We start from the raw sequence: 23,391 nt of genomic DNA, 5'->3' as shown, positions 1-23,391 counted from the left end.
GCACAGCCTGGCTCAAGCCTCGCGCCGAAAGATGCGCGTGGTACCGACGTGGGAGGACATGTCCATGAGCATCACGACCGCGACAGCGGCCGCACCGCCGCGCCCCATGACCCGCGAGGAGAAGAAGGTCATCTTCGCCTCGTCACTGGGCACCGTCTTTGAGTGGTATGATTTTTATCTTTACGGGTCACTGGCCGCCATCATCGGCGCGCAATTCTTCTCGGCCTATCCGCCGGGCACCCGTGACATCTTCGCATTGCTGGCCTTCGCCGCCGGCTTTCTGGTTCGCCCCTTCGGCGCGCTGGTCTTCGGCCGGCTGGGGGATCTCGTCGGGCGCAAATACACCTTCCTCGTCACCATTCTGATCATGGGCCTGTCGACCTTCATCGTCGGCATCCTGCCCAATGCCGCCTCCATCGGCATCGCCGCACCGGTCATCCTGATCGCGCTGCGCCTGCTGCAGGGCTTGGCCCTCGGCGGCGAATATGGTGGCGCCGCCACCTATGTGGCCGAACACGCCCCCCATGGGCGGCGCGGCTTCTACACCTCGTGGATCCAGACCACGGCCACCCTCGGCCTGTTCCTGTCGCTGATCGTCATCCTGTTCACCCGCACGCTGACCGGAGAGGAAGCATTCCGCACCTGGGGCTGGCGCGTGCCATTCCTGGTGTCGGTGCTGCTGCTGGGCGTCTCGGTGTGGATCCGACTGCAACTGTCCGAATCACCGACCTTCAAGCGCATGAAGGAAGAAGGCACCACGTCCAAGGCGCCGCTGTCGGAGGCGTTCGGCCATTGGGGCAACCTCAAGATCGTGCTGATCGCCCTGTTCGGCCTCGTCGCCGGCCAGGGCGTCGTCTGGTACACGGGCCAGTTCTACGCCCTGTTCTTCCTGCAGAGCATTCTGAAGGTGGACGGTTATACCTCCAACCTGCTGATCGCGTGGTCGCTGGTGTTCGGCACGGGCTTCTTCGTGTTCTTTGGCTGGCTGTCGGACAAGATCGGCCGCAAGCCCATCATCCTGGCCGGCTGCCTGGTGGCGGCGGCGAGCTATTTCCCGCTGTTCAACCTCATCACCACCTATGCCAATCCGCCGCTGGAACGGGCGGTGCAGACGGTGCGGGTGAGCGTGGTGGCCAGTCCCGGCGAATGCGGCTCCCTCTTCAATCCGGTGGGCACCCGCATCTATTCGGCGCCGTGCGATCTCGCCCGTGACTTCCTGGCGAAAGCGGGCGTGAAGTACGCCACCACCGCGGCCCCCGCCGGCACGCCGGTAGAGTTGAGGATCAACAATGAGGTGGTGCCCTACGGGCCCGACTTCGCCAAGACCGCCAGCGCCGCCCTGCAGGCGGCGGGCTATCCCACCACCGCCACCAATAAAGAGGTCGTGAAGATGGCGCATCCGTTCGACATCTTCCGCCCACAGGTGGCGGCGGTGATCGGACTGCTGTTCATCCTGGTGCTGTTCGTGACCATGGTCTACGGGCCGATCGCGGCGGCGCTGGTGGAGCTCTTCCCTGCCCGCATCCGCTACACCTCCATGTCGCTGCCCTATCACATCGGCAACGGCTGGTTCGGCGGCCTGCTGCCGGCCACCTCCTTCGCCATGGTGGCCGCCACCGGCGATATCTACTACGGCCTGTGGTACCCAATCGTGATCGCGCTGATGACCTTCGTCATCGGCCTCCTGTTCGTGCCGGAGACCAAGGATCGCAACATCGATCACTGGCACTGACAGCCGCAGCGCCGGTCTGACCTGTTCCGGAAACGGCCCCGCCCCGCGCGGGGCCGTTTTCATCTGTCGGTGAGACATGACCGGCCATGGGACGTGAACCACCATGGGACACGCCAGTCCCGGTCTTGTTCCCGCCGGGCACCGCTGCTAGAGCTTTGGACGATCCGAGGCCAGCCTGGCTCACCGGAATGCCGGCTTAGCACAGCGGTAGTGCAGCGGTTTTGTAAACCGAAGGTCGGGGGTTCGATCCCCTCAGCCGGCACCATCATAAGCTATTGATTTTATGTGTGTATTTTTATTCTGCACAACAGGCGCCAACGCTCCAAATAGATCTGTGTCGCCACCGAAAAGGCGTTCACGGCTCAATCGGCAGGGGCATCAGCGTCGATGATCCGGTAGACTGAGGCGCGGCCGATTCCGAGGGCTTTCGCAATCTCGGTGGGTGTCTTGCCTTGCGCGTGCAGCTTCAGGGCTTCGGCAGACTTGGCCCGCGCGGTGGGCTTGCGTCCGGCGTACTTTCCTTCCGCCTTCGCCTTGGCAATGCCTTCGCGCTGGCGCTCCAACATCATCTCCCGCTCGAATTGAGCGAAGCCCGCAAAGATCGTCAGGATCAAGCGGCCGGTGGCACTGCGCGTGTCCACCACCTCCCCACCCAGGTTAAGCACCCGAAGACCAACGCCCTTGGCATCGAGGTCGCGCACAATCTCCCAAAGGTTGACCGTGGATCGCGCAAGGCGGTCGATCTTGGTAATGACGAGGGTGTCGCCCTCGCGCACGCAGTCGAGGGCCTGGCGGAGTATGGCCCGCTCGCGCACGGCAGAGGCGCGCTCCAGATAGACTTTTCCGCATCCGGCCCCAACGAGGTCACGGCGCTGCGCCTCAAGACCTGCCTCTTGCTCGGTGGTTGGGGTCCGTCCGTATCCCACCAGTGCGCCCGACATGCTCGCCTCCCGCCTAAACGTCCAATAGGGTCTAGGCATTGAACGGCGTCACGTCCAAATTGTCAACAGCACCCTATTGGACGCCCGTTAGGCGCCGCAGCGGACGTGTCCAATGGGGCTTGCCTATGTGAACGTGGACATGTCCGCGTTCCAGGAAACGGGCGGCGTGGCGGCGCTGCATGGCTTCGGCGGCCAGACCGGCGTCACCTCTTCCACCCTGGGGGCACGCGCCGCCGTGCCCCTCCCCCTGTGGGGCCTGCCGGTAGAGGTGGTGGGGCTGCTCGCCTGGCAGCACGCCTTCGGCGATGTGGAGCCGGTGGCCACCCTCGGCTTCGGGGCGGGGCTGGCCCCATTCACCGTCGCCGGCGCCCCCGTTGCCGAAGATGCCGCCTTGGTAGAGGCCGGCATTCGGCTGCGCCCCAGCGCGACCGCCAGCCTGCGGCTGACCTATTCCGGCCAGTTGGCCGCCGGCACCACCATCAACGCGGTGGAGGGCGGCTTCACGCTGCAGTTCTGAGCCGGCCGCTCAGCGCGCCGGCTGCGCCAGCAGGCGCAGGGCATTGGCGGTCACCAGCACGGTGGCGCCGGTGTCGGCCAGGATGGCTGGCCAGAGGCCGGTGATGCCGGCAATGGTGGTCACCAGGAACACCGCCTTCAGCCCCAGGGCGATGGTGATGTTCTGGCGGATATTGCCCATGGTCCGCCGCGACAGGGCGACCATGGCGGCAATGTCCTTCACCCGGCTGTGCAGCACCGCCGCATCCGCCGTCTCCAGCGCCACGTCGGTGCCGCCGCCCATGGCGATGCCCACGTCGGCGGCGGCCAGCGCCGGTGCGTCATTGATGCCGTCGCCCACCTTGGCCACCACCGCGCCGGTGGCTTTCAGATCATTGACGATCTTCTGCTTGTCCTGCGGCAGGAGGCCGGCCTTGACCTCGATCCCCAGAGCCTCGCCCACGGCGGTGGCGGTGCGCACATTGTCGCCGGTCAGCATGAGGGTGCGGATCCCCAAGGCCTTCAGCGCCTTGAGCCCCTCCAAGGCATCGGCGCGCGGCTCGTCGCGCAGCGCGATGGCGCCGGCGATGGCCCCATCGGCCACCAGCAGCGACACCGTCTTTCCCGCATCATTGAGCTCCGCAATGCGCGCGTCCAGCGCCGCGCCAAGCGGCACCATGTCGGCGACGCTGGCCGGGGAGCCGAGGAACAGCGTGCGCCCCGCCACCTGCGCGCTCACACCCTTGCCGCCCAGCGCCCGCGCATCGGTCGCGGGCGCCAATTGCAGGCCGTCGGCGGCGGCGCGGTCCAGAATGGCGGTGGCGAGGGGATGGGTGGAGCCGGTCTCCAGCGCCGCCGCGCCCGCCAGCACCTCCGCTTCGCTCCATGCGAGGGGGATGATGTCGGTGACCTGCGGCCGGCCGGCGGTGAGGGTGCCGGTCTTGTCGAGGCACACCACATTCACCTTACCCACCTGTTCCAGCACCGCGCCGCCCTTCAGCAGCAGGCCGCGCCGGGCACCGGCGGACAGGCCGGCGGCGATGGCCGCCGGGGTGGAGATGACGAGGGCGCACGGGCAGCCGATGAGCAGGATGGCGAGGCCCTTATAGACCCACTCATCCCAGCTGCCGCCGAAGGCCACGGGCGGCACCACCGCCACCAGCGCCGCCACCACCACCACGGCGGGGGTGTAATAGCGGGCGAAACGATCGATGAAGCGCTCGGTGGGCGCGCGCGCCTCCTGCGCTTCCTCCACCAGCTTAACCACCCGGGCAATGGTGTTGTCGGCGGCCGCGGCGGTCACGCGCACGGACAGCGCCGCCTCGCCATTCACCGTGCCGGCGAATACCGAAGCGCCGGGCCCCTTGAGGACCGGCACGCTCTCGCCGGTGACGGGGCTTTCATCGATGCCGCTCTCGCCGGCCAGGATCAGCCCATCGGCCGGCACCCTCTCGCCGGGGCGCACATGCACCACCTCGCCCACGGCGAGGCGCTCGGCGGGCACCTCCTTCAAGGCGCCATCCCGCTCCACCAGGGCGGTCTTGGGCACCAGAGCGGTGAGGGCGCGGATGCCGTCGCGGGCGCGGCCGGCCGCCACCCCTTCCAAGAGTTCGCCCACCAGGAACAGGAACACCACCGCCGCCGCCTCTTCGGCCGCGCCCAGCACCACGGCGCCGAGGGCGGCCACGGTCATCAGCATCTCGATGGTGAAGGGCATGCCGTTCATCGCCGCCGCGAAGGCCCGGCGGGCGATGGGCACGAGGCCCACCAGCATGGCGGCGATGAACAGGGCATTGTGCGCACCGCCCTGCAACTGCGGCAGCACCAGCCCGGCGATGAAGGCGCCCCCCAGGGCGGCGCCACTCGCCAGCGTCAGGCGCGCCTTGGCGCTGCGCCAGAAGCTGCCCGGCGCCGTCTCGGCCTCTTCCGCCCCGTGGTCGTGGCCCGAATGATCATGCGCCGCGTGATCATGGTTCGCATGATCATAGCCGGGATGGTCGTGAGCGGGGTCATGCGTGTGATGATCATGGTCATGGCCGCAGCAGGACGCTTTTTCGGCCGGCGCGGCGCCGGAGGCGGCGGGCGCGATCTCATAGCCCATGGGCTTCAGGCGCGGGGCGAGAACCGACAGGTCTGCCTCCGCCGTGTGGCGGATCACCAGGGTGCCGGCGGTGACCGAGACATTCACCTCGTCGACGCCGTCGATGCGCCGGGCCACACCCTCGATTTTAGTGGCGCACGCGGCGCAATCCATGCCCGTGACACGGAACCGGCTCTGAACCTGCGGAGCGGTCATGACGAAACCTTCCTCGCACTGCCTTTCATTCTCACCAAGGGCACCCTAAATCCTCTAGTGACTAGAGGAGCAAGCCCCGTGTCCCCTGCCGAGAGCATTCCCCCCTGCGATCTTCTGTCCATCGGCGCGGCAGCCCGGGCCAGCGGGGTGAAAGTGCCCACCATCCGCTTCTACGAAGAGGCGGGCCTGTTGCCGCCTCTGCCGCGCACCGACGGCAACCGCCGGCTCTACGATACGGCGCAGGTGCAGCGGCTCGCCTTCATCCGCCATGCCCGTGAGCTGGGCTTCGACCTCGATGCCATCCGCGCCCTGCTGCAGTTGCAGGGCCATCCCGACCAGTCGTGCGCCGAGGTGGACGCCATCGCCCGCGCGCGGCTCACCGAGGTGCGCCGGCGCATCGCCGCGCTGAAGGCCCTGGAGGCGGAGCTCGACCTCATGGTGCGCGCCTGCGACCACGGCCGCATCGGCGACTGCCGGGTGATCGAAACCCTGGCCGATCACACCCACTGCCGTTTCCACACGGAGACGGATGAGCGCCCCGCGCCGCCGCCCCACGCGCCTCAGACCCGACCACCGCAGGCGACGCCGAAACGGCGAGCGCCGCGCTGACCCATTCGCGAGACGCCGGTCCCGGCACCGTCACCCCTCCCCACGCGACAGGCCGCACCTGTCGCGACGAACTCAAGGCTTATCCATGGCTGCTCTGTCCATCCTCGATCTGGTGCGGGTGCGCATTGATGCCGATGCCCGCGACGCCCTCGACAATGCCCGTGACCTCGCCGCCCATGCCGAAAAGTGGGGCTATCGCCGCTTCTGGGTGGCGGAGCATCACAACATGCCGGGTATCGCCTCCGCCGCCACCTCGGTGGTGATCGGCCATATCGCCGCCGGCACACACACCATCCGCGTGGGCGCCGGGGGCATCATGCTGCCCAACCATGCGCCCATGGTCATCGCCGAGCAGTTCGGCACCCTGGCCCGCCTGTTTCCCGGCCGCATCGATCTCGGCCTCGGCCGCGCACCGGGCACTGACCAGACCACCCTGCGCGCCCTGCGCCGCTCCTATGCCGATGCCGAGCGCTTCCCCCAGGACGTGCTGGAGCTGCAGGCCTATTTCCAGCCCGTCCAGCCCGGCCAGACCCTGCAGGCGGTGCCGGCGGCAGGCACCGACGTGCCATTGTGGATCCTCGGCTCCTCCACCTTCGGCGCCTATCTCGCCGGCGAGCTCGGCCTGCCCTACGCCTTCGCCTCCCATTTCGCGCCGGACCAGCTGATGGACGCGCTGGCGGTCTATCGCGAGCGCTTCAAGCCCTCGGCGGTGCTGGACAAGCCCTATGCCATGGCCGGCATCAACGTGATCGCCGCGGAGAGCGATGCGGAGGCCCGCCGGCTCGCCACCACCCAGCAGATGTCCTTCACCAACATCTTCCGCGGCGCCCGCGGCCTCAGCCAGCCGCCCATCGACGACATCGAGACCTATTGGAGCCCCATGGAAAAGGCCCAGGCCATGCGCATGCTGGCGCGCACCGTGGTGGGCGGCCCCGCGACCGTGCGCGAAGGCCTCTCCGCCTTCATCGCCGAGACCGGGGTGGATGAGGTGATGGTGGTGTCGGACATCTACGACCCCATCCTGCGGCTGCGCGCGTTCGAGATCATCGCCGGCCTCGGCCTCGACACCGGGGTGACCCCGCCAGTGTAGGCTTTCCCCCTCCCGCCGGCGTGCTTCTTGCTTGCGCGCGTCGGCGGGAGCGTGCGGCATGAAGACATTCCTCGACTGGTCGGCTTACGACACCTACGGCATTGGCGATGCCTACTCCGGAATTCCTGCAACCGGAGGCAATTACGCCAAGGCGGTGGCGGTGTGCATGCACAGCCGCGATTGTCGCAATACCGGCAAAGGAGTGATGTGCCCGTCGTACCGCATCACCGGCGACACGGCCCATTCCACCGAGGCGCGGGTGGCCGCCTTCAAGGCCGCCCTCAACGACGGCTCCGGCGCCACCGCCTTCGCCGATCCCCGGCTCGATGCGGCCATGGACCTGTGCGTGTCGTGCAAGGCCTGCAAGAAGGAATGCCCGAGCGCCGTGGATATGACGCTCATCAAGACCGAATACCTCGCCCAGCGGCACGAGATCAAAGGCGTGCCCACCCGCACCCGCCTGTTCGGCGGGGTGCCGGAATGGACCGGCCGGCATCGCCGCCTGCTGCGCGCCGCCATCCGTCTGCGCAACCGCTGGCGGCTCGCCGCCGGGGTGGCCGAAAGGTGGCTCGGCATCACCGCCCGCCGGCCCATTCCCGAGCCCAGCGCCCGCCCGTTCACCCCGACCCCGACCCTCGCCGCCGACGCGGCGCCGCGGGGCGAGGTGATCCTGTTCGTGGACACCTTCTGCCACCATTTCGATCCGGAAGTGGCGGCCGCCGCCCAGAACGTGCTGGAGACCGCCGGCTATCGTGTGCGCATCGCCCGCCCCGCCGCCGACGATGCCGAACCCGACCGGTCCCTGTGCTGCGGGCGCACCTATCTCACCACCGGCATGGTGGAGAAGGCCCGCGGCGAAGCGAAGCGCGTGCTCGCCGCCTTCCGGAACGAGATCGCCGCCAAGACCCCCATCATCGGCCTCGAACCCTCCTGCCTGCTATCGCTGCGCGACGAGCTCTACAGCCTGGGCCTCGGCCCGCAGGTGGGGGATCTGGGCAAACAGCTCTATCTGCTGGAGGAGTTCCTCTCCCGCGAACATCAGAACAAGGGCCTGCGGCTGGATCTAAAGCCCCTCGACCTGCCCCGGGCCCTGCTGCACGGCCACTGCCACCAGAAAGCCTTCGGGGTGATGAAGGCGACCCGCAAGGTGCTGTCCTGGATCCCCGGCTTCTCCTACGACATCGTCGAGACCAGCTGCTGCGGCATGGCCGGATCGTTCGGCCTGGAGGCGGAGCATTATGACGCCTCCATGCGGATGGCAGAGCTGGCGCTCTTGCCAGCCGTGCGCGCCGCCGGCGACGAGACCCCGCTGATCGCCAACGGCTTTTCCTGCCGCCACCAGATCGAGCACGGCACCGGCCGCAAGGCCCGCCACATTGCCCTCCTGCTCCAGGACGCCCTTGCCCATCCGCTGCGCTGAACTCTCGCTGCGTCAGGCACTTGCCGTGAGTGGCCAGCGCCGGTGATCCATGCCGGATGGCGATGAGTCCCATCTCCACAATCCATTTGATGGATCGGCCGCCCCGGACCATGGTGCCCCCGATTGCGTCGGCGGTGGCCGTGCCGGCGGCGCTTGGGACCACAGCCGGAGAGGATGCAGCCCATGCAGATTGGATTGCAGGTCGGGTTCATCGGGTTGGGCCAGATGGGTTCGGGCATGGCCCGCAACCTCATGAAGGCCGGCCATACCGTCACCGTCTTCAACCGCACCCCGGCCAAGGCCGAGGCCCTGGTGGCCGAGGGGGCGCACCGCGCCGCCACCGTCGCCGATGCCTGCCGGGGCGCCGCGGTGGTGACCATGTTGGCCCACGATGCGGCCGCCGAAGAGGTGGTGTTCGGCGCCGAAGGGCTGCTCGCCACTTTGCCCAAGGGCGCCGTGCACGTCTCCGCCAGCACCATCTCCGTCGCCTTGTCGGAGCGGCTCGCCGCCGCCCACGCGGCCGCCGGCCAGCTCTATCTCTCCGCCCCGGTGTTCGGCCGGCCCGACGTGGCGGCCGCGGGCAACCTGTTCGTGGTGGCCGCCGGCGCGACAGCGGCGCTCGATGCAGCCCAGCCGCTGCTCGACGCAATGGGCCAGAAGACCTTCGTGGTGGCGCAGGAGCCGAGCCGCGCCAATCTCATCAAGCTTTCCGGCAATTTCCTCATCGCCTGCGTCATCGAATCCCTCGGCGAGGCGATGGCGCTGGTGGGCAAGGCGGGGCTCGACAAGACCCAATATCTGGAGCTGCTCACCACCACCTTGTTCGGCGCGCCGGTCTACAAGAATTACGGCCGCCTGCTGGCGGAGCCCGGCGACGCGCCGGTGGGCTTTGCCGCGCCGCTCGGCCTCAAGGACATCAAGCTGGCGCTCGCCGCCGCCGAGGCGCTGGAAGTGCCGCTGCCTCTGGCGAGCCTGCTGCGCGACCGCTTCCTCACCCTGCTCGCCACCGGCGGCGCCGATCAGGACTGGTCCGCAATCGGCCGCCTCGCCGCCCGCGATTCCGGGCAACCCTGATCCCGTCCTGACCCACAAGGAGACATTGCCATGGAGCAAATCGAGATCGGCACCAGCGGCCTCGCCACCTCCCGCATCGGCCTCGGCACCTGGGCCATCGGCGGCTGGATGTGGGGCGGCTCCGACGAGAAGGACGCCATCGCCACCATCCGCTCCGCCGTGGAGCGCGGCATCACCTTGATCGACACCGCCCCGGTCTATGGCTTCGGCCGTTCGGAAGAGATCGTCGGCAAGGCGCTCACCGGCGGGCTCAGGGACAAGGTGCAGATCGCCACCAAGGTCGGCCTTGCCTGGGCCGACGGCAAGGTGTTCCGCGACAGCCGGCCGGCCCGCATCCGCCAGGAAATCGAAGACTCCCTGCGCCGGCTCGGCACCGATGTCATCGACCTTTATCAGGTGCACTGGCCGGACCTCGAGACGCCGTTCGAGGACACCGCCCGCACCCTGGACGCCCTGCGCCAGGAGGGGAAGATCCGCGCCATCGGCGTCTCCAATTACGCGCCGGCGCAGATGGAGGCCTTCCGCGCGGTGGCGCAGCTCGATGCGGTGCAACCGCCTTACAATCTGTTCGAGCGGGAGATTGAGGCGGATGTGCTGCCCTATGCGACGCGCACCGGCCTCACCGTGCTCAGCTATGGCGCGTTGTGCCGGGGTTTGCTCTCCGGTCGCATGAGCGCCACCACCACCTTCGAGGGCGACGACCTGCGCAAGGTGGACCCCAAGTTCACCCCGCCGCGCTTTGCCCAATATCTCGCGGCGGTGGAGGAGCTGAAGGCGCTGGCCAAGGTGCGCTATGGCAAATCGGTGCTGGCACTGGCCCTGCGCTGGGTGCTGGACCAGGGACCGACCATCGCCTTGTGGGGTGCCCGCCACCCCGGCCAGTTGGACCCGGTGGGTGACGTGGACGGCTTCCATATCGACGCCGACACCAAGGCTGAGATCGACACCATCCTGGCCCGCACGGTGACCGATCCTGTCTCCCCGGCCTTCATGGCGCCGCCCACCCGGCGCCCCGCCGGCACCCCCTGAGGCTCAGCCGCCCCACATCAGGCGGGGCGGCGCCCTCAATGGCTCTGGTCCACCAGGCGGAAGGCCCGGCCCAGCACTTCCCCATTGTCCTCCTGCAGCCGGGCCATGTGGGCCAGCTCCTCGCCAATGGCATCGGCGAGCACCGCGGCGGCGGGGGATGTGGGGCGCGGCGGCAGTGGCAGGCCCGCGCGCTCCGCCGGTGTCGCCGCCACATAGACGGCAAGCGCCTCCAAGGCGGCCGCGTCGTCGGGCGGCGGGGCGGGCCACCCGCCCCCGGCATAGGTGGTCACGTGATCGCAGATCCGCTCGGCCACGGCAATCAGCGGAAACCAGGCGGCCGCCTCGGTGCTTGCGGGCGGCGGCTCCATGGCCGCCGTGCGCAGGTGGCCCCGCATGTCCGCCAGCTGGCCATAGGCCTGCCAGCGATATGCGGCGAGGCCCGCCGCCGAGGCCGCCGGCTTCAGCGCGCAGGCGGCGCGCAGATAATCAGCCAACGCACTCTTCGCGCCCTGGAAGGTCTTGGCCAGATGCCGGGATTGGGTGCGGGGCCATAGGAAATAGCCGAACACCAGAACGATAAGGCCACCGATCGCGGTGTCCACAACGCGCTGCACGGCATAATCCACGTTGCGCGGCCCGGGTTCGATAATGTCCACCAGCAGCAGCACCAGCGGCGTCAGCGCCACCGCCTGCACCACATAGGAATAGCGCTTGGCCCAGGGCAGCACCGCCGCGAACAGCGCCAGCACCAGCACGATGCCCTGGCCCTTGGGCACCAACAGCAGGGCCGCCACCCCGAGCGCCGCGCCTCCCATGGTGCCGACGGTACGCAGCACGGCCCGGGCGAAGATGGAGCCCAGATCCGGCTTCATCACGAGCGCGACGGTCAGCGGAATCCAGAACCAGTGGTTTTCGCGATCCAGCCAGTGCGCCGCATAGGCGAGGCCCATGCACAGGCCCAGCGCCAGCGCCGCACGCACCGCATCGGCGCCGGGCGCGAGCCGACCCAGCCAGCCGCTCCAATCGTGTCGGGCCGGGGCGCCGGAAGGGGTCGCCACCGGCCCGCCATCCGCCCGGCCGACCACGGCCTCCACCAGATCCTCCGCCGCCGCAATCAACCGATCGCCGCCGGTACGGCGCGCACCGTCATCGCCCGCGGCACCGGCAAGCAGCACGTCACGCGCACGGAGTAGCGTGGTGCGATCGGCGGTGGCCATCAGCGCGGCGAACACCGCGTCGCAGCGCTGCACCAGCACCGCCAGATGATCGGCGGCGCTGCTGCGGCCGACATTGCCCGACTGCACCTCCATCATCACCGTGGTGAGGCCACGATAGGCATCGGTGACCTGTGTGCGGGCGGCTTCCACGCGGCTGGCGTCCTCCCGCTCACCGGCGAGCGCTGCGGCCAGTTGCGCGAGCGCGCGCAGCGCCGCGGTCGTCGCCTGGTGCTGCGGGCGCTCCCGCGCCACCAGCGCCTGCACGCCCAGCGCCGCCACATAGAACACGACGCCGACGAGGTAGAGCAGGCTCAGCCGCCAGTAGGGCCCGATATCGGGAACACCGATGGCGATGGAGGCCAGCAGCAAAGCCTGCATGACGCCAATGGACCAGACCGCGCCATAGCTGCTGAGCAGGCCCGCCACCACGCCGAGAACGGCCATCGCCGCCACCACCGCGCCCCAGGGCAGAACGGTGAGATAGCCGGCCAGAAAGCCCAGCGCGCCGATGACGCCGGACAGCACCAGGAAGCGGGCGGAGAAGCGGTAGCCGCCGACAGGCTCGCCCGCCGTCATCATCAGCGCTGACAGGGACACCCACATGCCCGTGGTGGTGGCATCGAAAGCATAGCCCAGGGAGAACGGCAAACCGATGCAGAACGCCGCCCGAATCGCCTTGCCCCAGAGCCACGGCGCCGGCTTGCTCCGCGCCAGTTCCCTCAGCCATGACCCCGGATGCGAAAACCCGCGGCTCTTGTCCTCCGCCGCCGTGGCGGCCCGTTCTGCGTCCATCCCTGCCCTCTACGCGCTGCAGCCGAACCCAGAGGTTATATGAAACCACGCGCCTTGTCCCCGCGCCGGGGCAATCACCCATGGATGAGCACAAAAAACCCGGCTGGCACAAGCCAGCCGGGCCATCACACGCGCGAATACGCGGACCACACCTATTCGGCGGCGCTCACATAGAGCTTGCCGCCCTCGGCCAGGAACTCCTCCGATTTCTGCCGCATGCCCTCGGCCACCACATCGGCGGTGAGTGCCGGATCCATGCCTTCCAGGGCCTTGGCTTCGGCACGCAGCTCCTGGGTGATCTTCATGGAGCAGAACTTCGGCCCACACATGGAGCAGAAGTGCGCCACCTTGTGGGCGTCCTTGGGCAGGGTCTCGTCGTGGAACTTCTGCGCCGTGTCCGGATCGAGGCCCAGGTGGAACTGGTCCTGCCAGCGGAAATCGAACCGGGCCCGGCTCACCGCATCGTCGCGGATCTGCGCCGCCGGGTGGCCCTTGGCGAGATCGGCGGCGTGGGCGGCGATCTTGTAGGTGATGACGCCGGTCTTCACGTCGTCGCGGTCGGGCAGGCCCAGGTGCTCCTTGGGCGTCACATAACAAAGCATGGCGCAGCCGAACCAGCCGATCATGGCGGCGCCGATGCCCGAGGTGATGTGGTCATAGCCAGGCGCGATATCGGTGGTGAGCGGGCCCAAGGTGTAGAACGGCGCCTCGCCGCAGGCCTTGAGCTGCTTGTCCATATTGGCCTTGATCTTGTTCATGGGCACGTGGCCCGGTCCCTCGATCATCACCTGGCAGCCCTTGTCCCACGCCACGGTGGCGAGCTCGCCCAGGGTCTCCAGCTCGGCGAACTGGGCGGCATCGTTGGCATCGGCGATGGAGCCGGGGCGCAGGCCGTCGCCCAAAGAGAAGGAGACGTCATAGGCCCGCATGATGTCGCAGATCTCGTCGAACCGCTCGTAGAGGAACGATTCCCGGTGCCCGGCGAGGCACCAGCGCGCCATGATGGAACCGCCGCGGCTGACGATGCCGGTGGTGCGCCGGGCGGTCAGCGGCACATGGGCGAGCCGCACGCCGGCATGGATGGTGAAATAGTCGATGCCCTGCTCAGCCTGCTCGATGAGGGTGTCCTTGAACACCTCCCAATCGAGCTTGAGCGGATCGCCGCCCACCTTCTCCAGCGCCTGATAGATGGGCACCGTGCCGATCGGCACCGGCGAGTTGCGCACGATCCACGAGCGGATGTTGTGGATGTTGCGGCCGGTGGAGAGGTCCATCACCGTATCGGCGCCCCAGCGGATGGCCCACACCATCTTTTCCACCTCATCGGCGGCGGAGGAGGTGACCGCCGAATTGCCGATGTTGGCGTTGATCTTCACCAGGAAATTGCGGCCGATGATCATCGGCTCGATTTCGGTGTGGTTGATGTTGGCGGGGATGATGGCCCGCCCGCGCGCGATCTCGGAGCGCACGAACTCGGGGGTCACGAAGGCCGGCACCTCGGCGCCAAAGGTCTCGCCGTGGGCCAGCGCTTCTTCAGCCCGCTCCAGCTGCTCGGCCCGGCACAGGTTCTCGCGGTGCGCGGCGAAGATCATCTCCTCGGTGATGATGCCGGCGCGGGCGAACTCATATTGGGTCACCATCTGGCCCGGCGCGGCACGGCGCACCACCCGCGTGGCCGGACAGGCCGCCACCAGGCGGTCGCCGGCAAAGCCGTTGTCCTCGGGCTTCACCTCCCGAGGGGTGACCACCTCATAGCCGCGCTTGGCGATCCAGGCCTCGCGCTGGCCCTGGATGCCCTGTTCGAGATTGATGCGCGGATCGCACTCCGTATACGGGCCGGAGGAATCATAGACCCGCACCGGGGCCTCGGCGGGATCGGACAAGGCGATCTCGCGCAGGGGCACCTGTATATCGGCCTGGCCGGGGACCTCCACATAGACCTTCCGCGAGCCCATGATGGGGCCGGTGGTGACGGTCTTGGGATCACCCGTGTGCAACTGGTTCGGATCGACGGCTGTATTCATGGCGCATCCTCTCTGACACGAGCGATCCGCACTCGATTGGGGCAGATTGGGTGCCGGCGCGCGACAACGCGCGAATGCCGCAGGTTCCCGTCCCTCCGCCGGTATGAGCCGGATCAGGTTCAAGGGTCAGGGCGGCGCGCCCAATCTCAGCCCCCGAACTCGGGGCCCCCCTCGGAACGCTGCAACTGTCAGGGGCTGGCGCGGCTTTGTCAATGTGGGCGTAGGGGAAGCTGCCCAAGTCCGGGGCCTTGACCCATTGCCGGTGCAGGGCTCAAACACAAGCCGGGCGCGCCGGGCCGCGTCCGCCAGCGCGCGAGGACATTTCATGGACGTGAAGACCTTCGACATTCCCGATGTGAAGCTCGTGACACCGAAGCGGTTCGGGGACCATCGCGGCTTTTTCAGTGAGACGTGGAGTGATCGCGCCTTCCGCGCCGAAGTGGCCGACATGGGCTTCGTGCAGGACAACCACTCACTCTCGGCCCAGAAGGGCACACTGCGCGGCCTGCATTATCAGAAGCCCCCGACCGCCCAGGGCAAGCTGGTGCGCGTGGTGCGCGGCGCCATCTTCGACGTGGCCGTGGACATCCGCCATGGCTCCCCCACCTTCGGCCGCCACGTGGCGGTGACCCTCGATGCGGTCACCGGCGCCCAATTGTGGGTTCCGCCCGGCTTCCTGCATGCGTTCTGCACGCTGGAGGAGAATTGCGAGGTGGTCTACAAGGTGACCGACTATTACAGCGCCGCCGATGATGGCGGCGTCGCCTGGGACGATCCCGATATCGGCATCGCCTGGCCGGTCGCCGCCGCGGAGGTGGTGCTTTCCGACAAGGACCGCAAGCATCCCCGGCTGAAGGACCTGCCGCCGCTGTTCCGCTACGGCTGAGCCGCGCGCACCGGCGCTTCACGTGGACCGGCGCCCCGCGCCGGTCTAGCCGCCGAAGGCGAGGATCGCGCCCACCAGCAGGGCCTCGCCTACCAGCACCCCGACGAACACCGAGCGGCGCGTGAGCATGAAGGCGAGCACGCCGCCCGCCACCGCCGCCAGGCGCACCGCCAGCGGCACCACCTGCAGCGGCGCGGCGGGATCGAACAGCAGGCGCGCCACCACCGCCGCCAGCAGCGCCGCGGCCACCGCCTTCACCCACAGAAAAACCTCGCTGCCCGCCTCCACCCGGCGGCCGGCCAGCACCGCCAGGGTGCGCCACACCTCAGTGGGCAAGAACCCCACCAGCACGACGATGAGGATGGCGGCGCCCTCGCCCAGCTGCCCGCTCATGCGCGCCCCCGTCGCAGCCGGCCGGCCACATAAGCCAGCGAACCACCCCCGACCCCGGCGATGAGCAGATCAAGCCCGCCATCGAGGCCAAGAGCGAAAGGCATGATGAGGAAGCCCGCCGCCAGCGCCAGCCAATCGGTGAACCCCACCGCATTGCGCACCATCAGCACCGAGAACGACAACGGCGTGAGGAAGAGGAAGGCCGCCGCAATGGGACCCGGCAGGCTGCCGGCGATGAGATAGCCCACGGCAGTGCCGGTGACGCTCACCGACAGCAGCATGTTGCCGAGGCCCAGGGTGAACGGCACCCGGGCTTCCCCGGGCAGATGGGGCAGCAGGCGCAGGCCCTCCAGCCACAGGGTCATGGCCACATAATGGGAGCAGAGGAGCTCGGCGAACACGTTGCGACGCGGCCCGCGCATATAGGGCGCCACCGAGACCACCATGGGCAGTAGCCGCATGGACGACAGGCCGATGGCCAGCGCCAGGGCCGGCAGCGCCGTGCCGGCCACCAGCCCTCCCACCAGAATGACCTGCGCCGGCAGGGCCCAGATGAGCAGGGTGGACAACAGACCCGCACCGAGCGGAAAATTCACCCCCTGCAGCAGCGCGCCAAAGCCCGTGTAGCTGGCGAACAGCACCAGCGCCGGCACTGAGATGCCGTGGCGCATGCCATTCAAGAACCAGCCCGGCGCCGAGCGGTGGCGCGGGCCCGGATGGGGCGCGGAAGACGGCGGCTCAGGGGAGGAAATCAGGCTGGACATCTCGGGTCTTGGCGACAGCTGAAAACAAATGGAGGAGAGGCCTCGTAAGGGAGCCATATCATTTACATGGGAGTGCCGACAGGCACACTTTGCGCAGAGCTGGCCACGCCCGCCATGCAGCCGACCGGCGCGCGCCGAACCGGATGTTGCCGCAGGGGCGTGGCTCGGCCATCCTTGGCATTCTCGCTCGAATCGGTCGCCTGCCCGTGCTTTGCCTCGACTTTCCCTATCGCGACCCGTTCGCCGTCTTCCACGCCTTTGCCGACGCTCCCTTCTGCGCGTTCCTCGACAGCGCCGCCACGGGGGACGCCCGCGCCCGCTATTCCTACATCGTTGCAGACCCCTATGGGGTGATCACCGCCGATGCCGCGGGCACGCGGATCGACGGCCGCGCGGTGCCGACGGACCCGTTCGCGGCGCTCGCCGCCGCCCTACGGATTCCCGCATCGGCCCGCCCGGTCGACGGGCCCGTGCCCTTCCTGGGCGGCGCGGTGGGCTTCCTCGGCTACGAACTCGGCCGCCACCTGGAGCGGCTGCCCCCGCCCCGTGCGGGTCATCCGCCGATCCCCGAAATGGCCATCGGCCTTTATGACGTGGTGCTGGCGTTCGACCACCAGCAGCAGCGCGCCTGGCTTTTGTCCAGCGGCCTGCCGGAAACGACGGCGGACGCCCGCGCCCGGCGCGCCGAAGCCCGCGCCGAAGCCATGATGGCCCGTCTCCAGTCCGCGCCCCTGGCCACACCGGCACCCGACTGGTCGGTGACCGCGGATTTCACGCCGGACCAGCCCCGCGCTGCGGTGGAAGCGTCGATCCAGCGGGTCATCGACGCTATTTATGCCGGAGACATCTTCCAGGCCAATCTCACCCAGCAGATGCGCGCACCCGTACCCGCAGGCCTGGACGACCTCACCCTCTATGCCCGCCTGCGCGCCACCAGCCCGACGCCGTTCGCCGCCTTCCTACGCTGCGGCACCGATTTCGCCGTGCTCAGCGCCTCGCCGGAACGCTTCCTGAGCTTGAGCGCCGACGGCCGGGTGGAGACCCGCCCCATCAAGGGCACCCGCCGGCGCGCCGCCGATCCGCAGGCCGACCAGGCCCTCGCCGCCGCCCTGCAGCGCTCGGTGAAGGACCGCGCGGAAAACCTGATGATCGTCGACCTCATGCGCAACGATCTCTCCCGCGTGAGCGTGGTGGGCAGTGTGAAGGTGCCGGCGCTGTGCGCGCTGGAAACCTTCTCCAGCGTCCATCATCTGGTTTCGGTGGTGGAAAGCCGGCTGAAGCCGGGGCTGGGGCCGGTGGATCTGCTCACCGCCTGCTTCCCCGGCGGCTCCATCACTGGCGCCCCGAAGATCCGCGCCATGGAGATCATTCATGAGATGGAGCCGTTTCCGCGCGGCGTCTATTGCGGCTCCATCGCCTGGATCGGCTTCAACGGCGCCATGGATTCCTCCATCGTCATCCGCACCATCACCCGTGCGGGCGAGACCCTGCTGGCCCATGCGGGGGGCGGCATCGTCGCCGATTCCGACCCGGCCGACGAATATGAGGAAAGCCTCGTGAAGCTCGCCCCCATGCGGCGCGCCCTGTCCGGAGAGCGGCCATGAAGCTGTTCCTCAACGGCGCCCTGATAAACCCCGAAGAGGCCCATATCGCCCCCGGCGATCGCGGCTTCACCCTGGGCGACGGCCTGTTCGAGACCCTGCGGGTGCGGGGCGGCTTCCTGCGCCGCCTGCCGGCGCACCTCGCCCGCCTCACCCGCGGCGCCGCGGTGCTGGGCCTGCCCCTGCCGGCGCTGGATTTCGGCGCGGCGCTGGAACAGGTGCGCGCCGCAAACGGCCTCGACAACGGGGTGCTGCGCCTGACGGTGACACGGGGTAGCGGGCCACGCGGGGTGCTGCCGCCCGTGGAGCCGCACCCCACCGTGCTCATCACCGCCGCCCCCATGGCGCCACCGCCACCGCCGGCGCGGCTCATCATCGCCAGCGTCACCCGCCGCAACGAGCGCTCGCCGCTGGCGCAGGTGAAATCGCTCAATTATCTCGACAATATCCTCGCCCGCCAGGAAGCGGCGCGGGCCGGCGCCGATGACGCGCTGCTGCTCAATACCCAGGAGCGCCTGGCCGAAAGCAGCATCGCCAACCTGTTCGCGGTGATCGACGGGCGGCTCGTCACCCCGCCCCTGTCGGAGGGCGCCCTGCCCGGCATCATGCGTGCCGCGGTGAAGGCGCAGGGCGCCGAGGAACGGCCGCTGACGGCCGCCGATCTCGCCCTGGCCGACGAAATCTTCCTTACGTCCAGCCTCGGCATCCGTCCGGTGGCGCATCTCGCCGGCCGCGACTACAGCCTTTTCCCCGTGGCCGAGCGCCTCTCCGCCCACCTGGGGGAAGGGTGACCACGCCCCCCACATTGACGACCCCACGGCTGCTGTTGCGCCCGTGGCGGGACGCCGATCGCGACGCCCTATGGGCCATGCAATCCGATCCGCAGGTGATGGAATTCCTGATGCCGGTGGCGGACCGGGCTGCCAGCGACGCGGTTGCCGATCGCATTGCCCGCCATTTCGCCGATCACGGCTTCGGCCTTTGGGTGGTGGAGGTGCCGGGGGTGACCCCGTTCGCCGGCTATACCGGCCTGGTGCACGTGCCCTATGCGGCGCATTTCACCCCCGCCATTGAGGTGGGCTGGCGCTTCCTGCGCCATTCGTGGGGCCACGGCTACGCCACCGAGGCCGCCCGCGCCTGCCTCGGCTTCGGCTTTGAGAGGCTCGGGCTGGAGGAGATCGTCGCCATCACCGTGCCCAGCAATCGCCGCTCACGGGCGGTCATGGAACGGCTCGGGATGACCCACGATCCGCGCGACGATTTCGACATGCCCACCGTGCCCGTCGGCCATCGGCTGCGCCACCACGTGCTCTACCGCATGAGCCGCGAGGCGCCGGAGCCCGACGCCAGCGCGGCGCCGCACGATCAGCGCAGACCGGTGCCTGCGCCATAGGGAATACGCATCGCGCTGCGTTTATGCCGCTCCTTGATCTCCGCGATACCGTTCAACATCACCCGCAACCCGTCCAGCGCATCTATCTCCTTCTCCGTCAGCGGCTTCTGGGGATGGAAATGGGTGACGAGCACCGCCAGCGCATCATTGATGCGGCCGAGCTGGGTGCCATAGCTGCCCACCTCATCCAGCACCTGCTCTTCCACCTCCGGAGCCTTCGACGACCCGAGGTTGATGTTGATGAAACCGATCTGGTTGCCCACCGCCGCGAGATTGGAGGTGAGCAAGCGAAAGAACTGGGTCACGTCGCCGGACAACGGCAGCTTGAACGTCGCCATCTGCGCCTCTCTGAGATCCATACCCGCGAGTGTCTCAGATGCCGGGCCGAATGCAACCTGTGAGAGAAATGCCAGATCCGCGCGGGTGATCCCGTCCGTCAGGTGGCAACACCGCGATCGCAACGAAAAGGGGCGGCCGAAGCCGCCCCGATCCCACCTTTTGTGCGTTCTCGCGCCGCCCTCAGGCCTTTACCAGCGGCTGCTTGGGACCCGACTTCGGACCAGATTTCGGGCCAGATTTCGGCCCCGACTTCGGACCGGAACCGGCCTTGGGCGCCGCCTTGGCTGCAGCCGCCGGCTTGCGGCGCGCCGCCCGCTTGGGCTCGTCGGTGATCTTCTCCGGCTTGGGCGTGACCGGCCCTTCCGGGAACTGGAAGCCGAGCTTGGACTCCTGGCCCTCGCCCTCCACCACCACCCGCACGTGCCCGCCGTGCTTCAGGGCGCCGAACAGCACCATATCGGCGAGCGGGGTCTTGATGTGCTCCTGGATCACCCGCGCCATGGGCCGGGCACCCATCTGCTCATCGTAGCCGCGCTCCACCAGCCAGCGGCCGGCATCGTCCGACAGCTCGATGGTGACGTTGCGGTCGGCCAGCTGCGCCTCCAGCTGGAGAACGAACTTCTCCACCACCTGGGTGATGACCTCGGTGGGCAGATGGCCGAACGGGATCACTGCATCGAGCCGGTTACGGAACTCCGGCGCGAAGGTGCGGTTGATGGCCTCGCTGTCGTCCCCCTCCCGCTTGGTGCGGGTGAAGCCGTAGGCGGGCTTGGAGAGATCGGCCGCACCCGCATTGGTGGTCATGATGAGAATGACGTTGCGGAAGTCGATCTGCTTGCCATTGTGGTCGGTCAGCTTCCCGTGGTCCATCACCTGCAGCAGGATGTTGAAGAGGTCCGGATGGGCCTTTTCAATCTCGTCCAGCAGCAGCACGCAGTGCGGGTTCTGGTCCACCCCGTCGGTGAGCAGGCCACCCTGGTCGAAGCCCACATAGCCGGGAGGCGCGCCGATGAGGCGGCTCACGGTGTGGCGCTCCATATATTCGGACATGTCGAAGCGCAGCAGCGGCACCCCCAGAATGGAGGCGAGCTGCTTGGCCACTTCCGTCTTGCCGACACCGGTGGGGCCGGAGAACAGATAGTTGCCGATGGGCTTCTCCGGCTCGCGCAGGCCCGCCCGGGCGAGCTTGATGGAGGCCGCCAGCGCATCGATGGCCTTGTCCTGGCCGAACACCACGCGCTTCAAGGTGGTCTGCAGATTGGCCAGCACCTCGGCGTCGTCCTTGGAGACGGACTTGGGTGGAATCCGCGCCATGGTGGCGATGGTCGCCTCGATCTCCTTGAGGCCGATGGTCTTCTTGCGCTTGGCCTCGGGCAGCAGCATCTGCGCCGCGCCGCTCTCGTCGATCACGTCGATGGCCTTGTCAGGCAGCTTGCGATCATGGATGTAGCGGGCGGACAGCTCCACCGCCGCCTTGATGGCCTCGGTGGTGTAGCGCAGCTTGTGATAGTCCTCGAAGCAGGGCTTCAACCCCTTCAGGATCTCGATGGCGTCGGCCACGGAGGGCTCGGCCACGTCGATCTTCTGGAAGCGACGAACCAGCGCCCGGTCCTTCTCGAAATACTGGCGGTATTCCTTGTAGGTGGTCGAGCCCATGCAGCGCAGGGAGCCGGAGGCCAGCGCCGGCTTCAGCAGGTTGGAGGCATCCATCGCCCCGCCCGAGGTCGCACCGGCGCCGATCACCGTATGGATCTCATCGATGAACATGATGGCGTTGGGATAGGCCTCGATCTCCTTCACCACCTGCTTGAGGCGCTCCTCGAAGTCACCGCGATAGCGGGTGCCGGCGAGCAGCGCGCCCATGTCGAGGGCGAACACCGTGGCGGTGGCCAGCACTTCCGGCACGGTGCCGTCATTGATGCGCTTGGCCAAGCCCTCGGCGATGGCAGTCTTGCCGACACCGGGATCACCCACGAACAGCGGGTTGTTCTTCTGTCGGCGGCACAGCACCTGGATGGTGCGCTGGATCTCGGCGTCACGGCCGATCAGCGGATCCACCTTACCCTCGTGCGCCTTCTTGTTGAGGTTCACGCAATAGGCTTCGAGGGCATCGGCCTTCTTCTGCTTGTCGTCGCCGGACTTGGTCTCCGTCTCCTCGTCGGCGCCGCGGGCGGGCCGGCTCTCGGACATGCCGGAACGCTTGGCGATGCCGTGGGAGATGTAATTGACCGCGTCATAGCGCGTCATGTCCTGCTCCTGCAGGAAATAGGCGGCATGGCTCTCGCGCTCGGCGAAGATGGCCACCAGCACGTTGGCGCCGGTCACCTCCTCGCGGCCCGAGGACTGCACATGGATCACCGCCCGCTGGATGACCCGCTGGAAACCGGCCGTGGGCTTGGAATCGTCCGAGCCCGACTGAACGAGGTTCTCCAGCTCGGCATCCACATACTCGACGAGGTTGCGGCGCAGCTTGTCCATGTCGACGTTGCAGGCCCGCATGACGGCGGCGGCATCCTGGTCATCGACAAGGGAGAGCAGAAGATGCTCCAAGGTGGCGTATTCGTGGTGGCGTTCGTTGGCGAGGGCCAGAGCGCGATGAAGCGACTGCTCGAGGCTGCGAGAGAATGTAGGCATCGACACCTCTTCCGCGCATCACCCGCGGATCTGCGGAGGGGCCGCAGACCTCGAAGGCATGTGCACCATTCATACAAACTTCGTACTGGATGCCGCAGTGCGCAAGTCCCCCGATACGGATCGCCGCATCACCGTTGCGAAATCCGCCCCTGCGACCTCCCCTTCCGCCACCGATTGCAACAGACGAGGCTTGCGCCAAGCCGTGCGCTGAGCCTTGCTCCAACCCTTGCGTCAAGCCGAGGTCAGGCGCTCACTTTTTTTCCATCACGCACTGGAGCGGGTGCTGGTGCTTGCGGGCGAAATCCATCACCTGCGTCACCTTGGTCTCGGCCACCTCATAGGTGAACACGCCGCACTCCCCCACGCCGTGGTGGTGGACATGGAGCATGATGCGATTGGCCTCATCCTGATTCTTGTTGAAGAACCGCTGCAGCACATGCACCACGAAGTCCATCGGGGTGTAGTCGTCGTTGATGAGCAGCACCCGATAGAGGCTCGGCCGCTTGGTCTGCGGCTTGGTGCGGGTGATCACGGCGGTGCCGCTGCCATCGCGGCGGGTGTTGTCCGGCCCCGCCATGGTGGGTCCCCGCGGCGTGGTGGCCCGGGGCGCTGGAGAAACAAGGGGGCCGGCAATGGCCACCGAAGAAAAAAGAAAAGTGGTG

20 protein-coding genes, 1 tRNA gene and 1 riboswitch are annotated in these 23,391 nt (G+C 68.1%); of the genes, 12 read left to right on the top strand and 9 right to left on the bottom strand.

The window, feature by feature from the left end; genetic code table 11:
* Positions 1 to 64: 64 nt before the first annotated feature.
* On the top strand, positions 65 to 1,732 hold the full coding sequence (locus ACU4E7_RS14560; RefSeq protein ID WP_447019262.1) for an MFS transporter: 1,668 nt from the start codon (positions 65 to 67) through the stop codon (positions 1,730 to 1,732).
* Between the two features lie 190 nt (positions 1,733 to 1,922).
* A tRNA-Thr gene (locus ACU4E7_RS14555) sits at positions 1,923 to 1,997 on the top strand.
* 97 nt (positions 1,998 to 2,094) lie between these two features.
* Here ACU4E7_RS14555 and ACU4E7_RS14550 read toward each other — a convergent pair.
* Entirely contained in the window at positions 2,095 to 2,673 is a 579-nt protein-coding gene (locus ACU4E7_RS14550; RefSeq protein WP_447019261.1) for a recombinase family protein, read from the bottom strand.
* Between the two features lie 112 nt (positions 2,674 to 2,785).
* Here ACU4E7_RS14550 and ACU4E7_RS14545 point away from each other — a divergent pair, with 112 nt between their 5' ends.
* On the top strand, positions 2,786 to 3,190 hold the full coding sequence (locus ACU4E7_RS14545) for an autotransporter outer membrane beta-barrel domain-containing protein (protein WP_447019260.1): 405 nt from the start codon (positions 2,786 to 2,788) through the stop codon (positions 3,188 to 3,190).
* Positions 3,191 to 3,199: 9 nt separating this feature from the next.
* On the opposite strand, the gene ACU4E7_RS14540 is transcribed toward ACU4E7_RS14545, so the two are convergent.
* The gene (locus ACU4E7_RS14540) at positions 3,200 to 5,464 is read right to left on the bottom strand and encodes a heavy metal translocating P-type ATPase (RefSeq protein WP_447019259.1); all 2,265 of its coding nucleotides are present in this window, start codon (positions 5,462 to 5,464) and stop codon (positions 3,200 to 3,202) included.
* Positions 5,465 to 5,560: 96 nt separating this feature from the next.
* On the opposite strand from ACU4E7_RS14540, the gene ACU4E7_RS14535 reads away from it, so the two are divergent.
* The 5 genes from ACU4E7_RS14535 to ACU4E7_RS14515 all read left to right on the top strand — a co-directional run bounded on the left by ACU4E7_RS14535 (position 5,561) and on the right by ACU4E7_RS14515 (position 10,686).
* Positions 5,561 to 6,073, top strand: coding sequence for a MerR family transcriptional regulator (locus ACU4E7_RS14535; RefSeq protein WP_238122025.1), 513 nt, complete (start codon positions 5,561 to 5,563; stop codon positions 6,071 to 6,073).
* 85 nt (positions 6,074 to 6,158) lie between these two features.
* Positions 6,159 to 7,163, top strand: a complete 1,005-nt coding sequence (locus ACU4E7_RS14530; protein WP_447019258.1) for an LLM class flavin-dependent oxidoreductase — start codon at positions 6,159 to 6,161, stop codon at positions 7,161 to 7,163.
* 58 nt (positions 7,164 to 7,221) lie between these two features.
* Positions 7,222 to 8,583 (top strand): (Fe-S)-binding protein, encoded by a 1,362-nt coding sequence (locus ACU4E7_RS14525; RefSeq protein ID WP_447019257.1) that lies wholly within the window; start codon positions 7,222 to 7,224, stop codon positions 8,581 to 8,583.
* Between the two features lie 195 nt (positions 8,584 to 8,778).
* Positions 8,779 to 9,657 carry an NAD(P)-dependent oxidoreductase gene (locus ACU4E7_RS14520; protein WP_447021641.1) on the top strand — a complete coding sequence of 293 codons (879 nt, stop codon included), beginning with the start codon at positions 8,779 to 8,781 and terminating at the stop codon, positions 9,655 to 9,657.
* Positions 9,658 to 9,687: 30 nt separating this feature from the next.
* Entirely contained in the window at positions 9,688 to 10,686 is a 999-nt protein-coding gene (locus ACU4E7_RS14515; protein WP_447019256.1) for an aldo/keto reductase, read from the top strand.
* 35 nt (positions 10,687 to 10,721) lie between these two features.
* Here ACU4E7_RS14515 and ACU4E7_RS14510 read toward each other — a convergent pair whose 3' ends face one another.
* Both ACU4E7_RS14510 and thiC read right to left on the bottom strand, forming a co-directional pair.
* Positions 10,722 to 12,695, bottom strand: coding sequence for an FUSC family protein (locus ACU4E7_RS14510; RefSeq protein WP_447019255.1), 1,974 nt, complete (start codon positions 12,693 to 12,695; stop codon positions 10,722 to 10,724).
* Positions 12,696 to 12,847: 152 nt separating this feature from the next.
* Positions 12,848 to 14,719, bottom strand: a complete 1,872-nt coding sequence (thiC, locus tag ACU4E7_RS14505; protein WP_447019254.1) for a phosphomethylpyrimidine synthase ThiC — start codon at positions 14,717 to 14,719, stop codon at positions 12,848 to 12,850.
* A gap of 73 nt (positions 14,720 to 14,792) precedes the next feature.
* Positions 14,793 to 14,901, bottom strand: a riboswitch (TPP riboswitch).
* Between the two features lie 143 nt (positions 14,902 to 15,044).
* On the opposite strand from thiC, the gene rfbC reads away from it, so the two are divergent.
* Positions 15,045 to 15,605, top strand: coding sequence for a dTDP-4-dehydrorhamnose 3,5-epimerase (rfbC, locus tag ACU4E7_RS14500; protein ID WP_238121694.1), 561 nt, complete (start codon positions 15,045 to 15,047; stop codon positions 15,603 to 15,605).
* Between the two features lie 45 nt (positions 15,606 to 15,650).
* On the opposite strand, the gene ACU4E7_RS14495 is transcribed toward rfbC, so the two are convergent.
* The gene (locus ACU4E7_RS14495) at positions 15,651 to 15,998 is read right to left on the bottom strand and encodes an AzlD domain-containing protein (protein WP_447019253.1); all 348 of its coding nucleotides are present in this window, start codon (positions 15,996 to 15,998) and stop codon (positions 15,651 to 15,653) included.
* Entirely contained in the window at positions 15,995 to 16,762 is a 768-nt protein-coding gene (locus ACU4E7_RS14490; protein ID WP_238121692.1) for an AzlC family ABC transporter permease, read from the bottom strand. Before ACU4E7_RS14490 ends, ACU4E7_RS14495 begins: the two co-directional genes overlap by 4 nt.
* Before the next feature lie 206 nt (positions 16,763 to 16,968).
* Between ACU4E7_RS14490 and pabB the strand changes: the two genes are divergently transcribed.
* Genes pabB through ACU4E7_RS14475 form a run of 3 tightly spaced genes read left to right on the top strand, consistent with a single transcriptional unit; the run spans position 16,969 to position 19,756 of the window.
* Positions 16,969 to 18,366, top strand: a complete 1,398-nt coding sequence (pabB, locus tag ACU4E7_RS14485; RefSeq protein WP_447019252.1) for an aminodeoxychorismate synthase component I — start codon at positions 16,969 to 16,971, stop codon at positions 18,364 to 18,366.
* On the top strand, positions 18,363 to 19,154 hold the full coding sequence (locus tag ACU4E7_RS14480; protein ID WP_447019251.1) for an aminotransferase class IV: 792 nt from the start codon (positions 18,363 to 18,365) through the stop codon (positions 19,152 to 19,154). Before pabB ends, ACU4E7_RS14480 begins: the two co-directional genes overlap by 4 nt.
* Positions 19,151 to 19,756 carry a GNAT family N-acetyltransferase gene (locus ACU4E7_RS14475; RefSeq protein WP_447019250.1) on the top strand — a complete coding sequence of 202 codons (606 nt, stop codon included), beginning with the start codon at positions 19,151 to 19,153 and terminating at the stop codon, positions 19,754 to 19,756. Before ACU4E7_RS14480 ends, ACU4E7_RS14475 begins: the two co-directional genes overlap by 4 nt.
* On the opposite strand, the gene ACU4E7_RS14470 is transcribed toward ACU4E7_RS14475, so the two are convergent.
* From ACU4E7_RS14470 to clpS, 3 genes are all read right to left on the bottom strand, one after another.
* Positions 19,729 to 20,094 (bottom strand): hypothetical protein, encoded by a 366-nt coding sequence (locus ACU4E7_RS14470; RefSeq protein WP_238121688.1) that lies wholly within the window; start codon positions 20,092 to 20,094, stop codon positions 19,729 to 19,731. The two genes, ACU4E7_RS14475 and ACU4E7_RS14470, sit on opposite strands and share 28 nt — an antisense overlap.
* 181 nt (positions 20,095 to 20,275) lie before the next feature.
* Positions 20,276 to 22,729 carry an ATP-dependent Clp protease ATP-binding subunit ClpA gene (gene clpA, locus ACU4E7_RS14465; RefSeq protein WP_447019249.1) on the bottom strand — a complete coding sequence of 818 codons (2,454 nt, stop codon included), beginning with the start codon at positions 22,727 to 22,729 and terminating at the stop codon, positions 20,276 to 20,278.
* 250 nt (positions 22,730 to 22,979) lie between these two features.
* Positions 22,980 to 23,306, bottom strand: coding sequence for an ATP-dependent Clp protease adapter ClpS (gene clpS, locus ACU4E7_RS14460; RefSeq protein ID WP_238121686.1), 327 nt, complete (start codon positions 23,304 to 23,306; stop codon positions 22,980 to 22,982).
* Positions 23,307 to 23,391 lie beyond the last annotated feature (85 nt).

It is taken from the genome of Xanthobacter sp. ZOL 2024, assembly GCF_052932325.1.
Note: the sequence above shows the minus strand (reverse complement) of the source record. Positions and strands in the feature narration are given on the sequence as shown.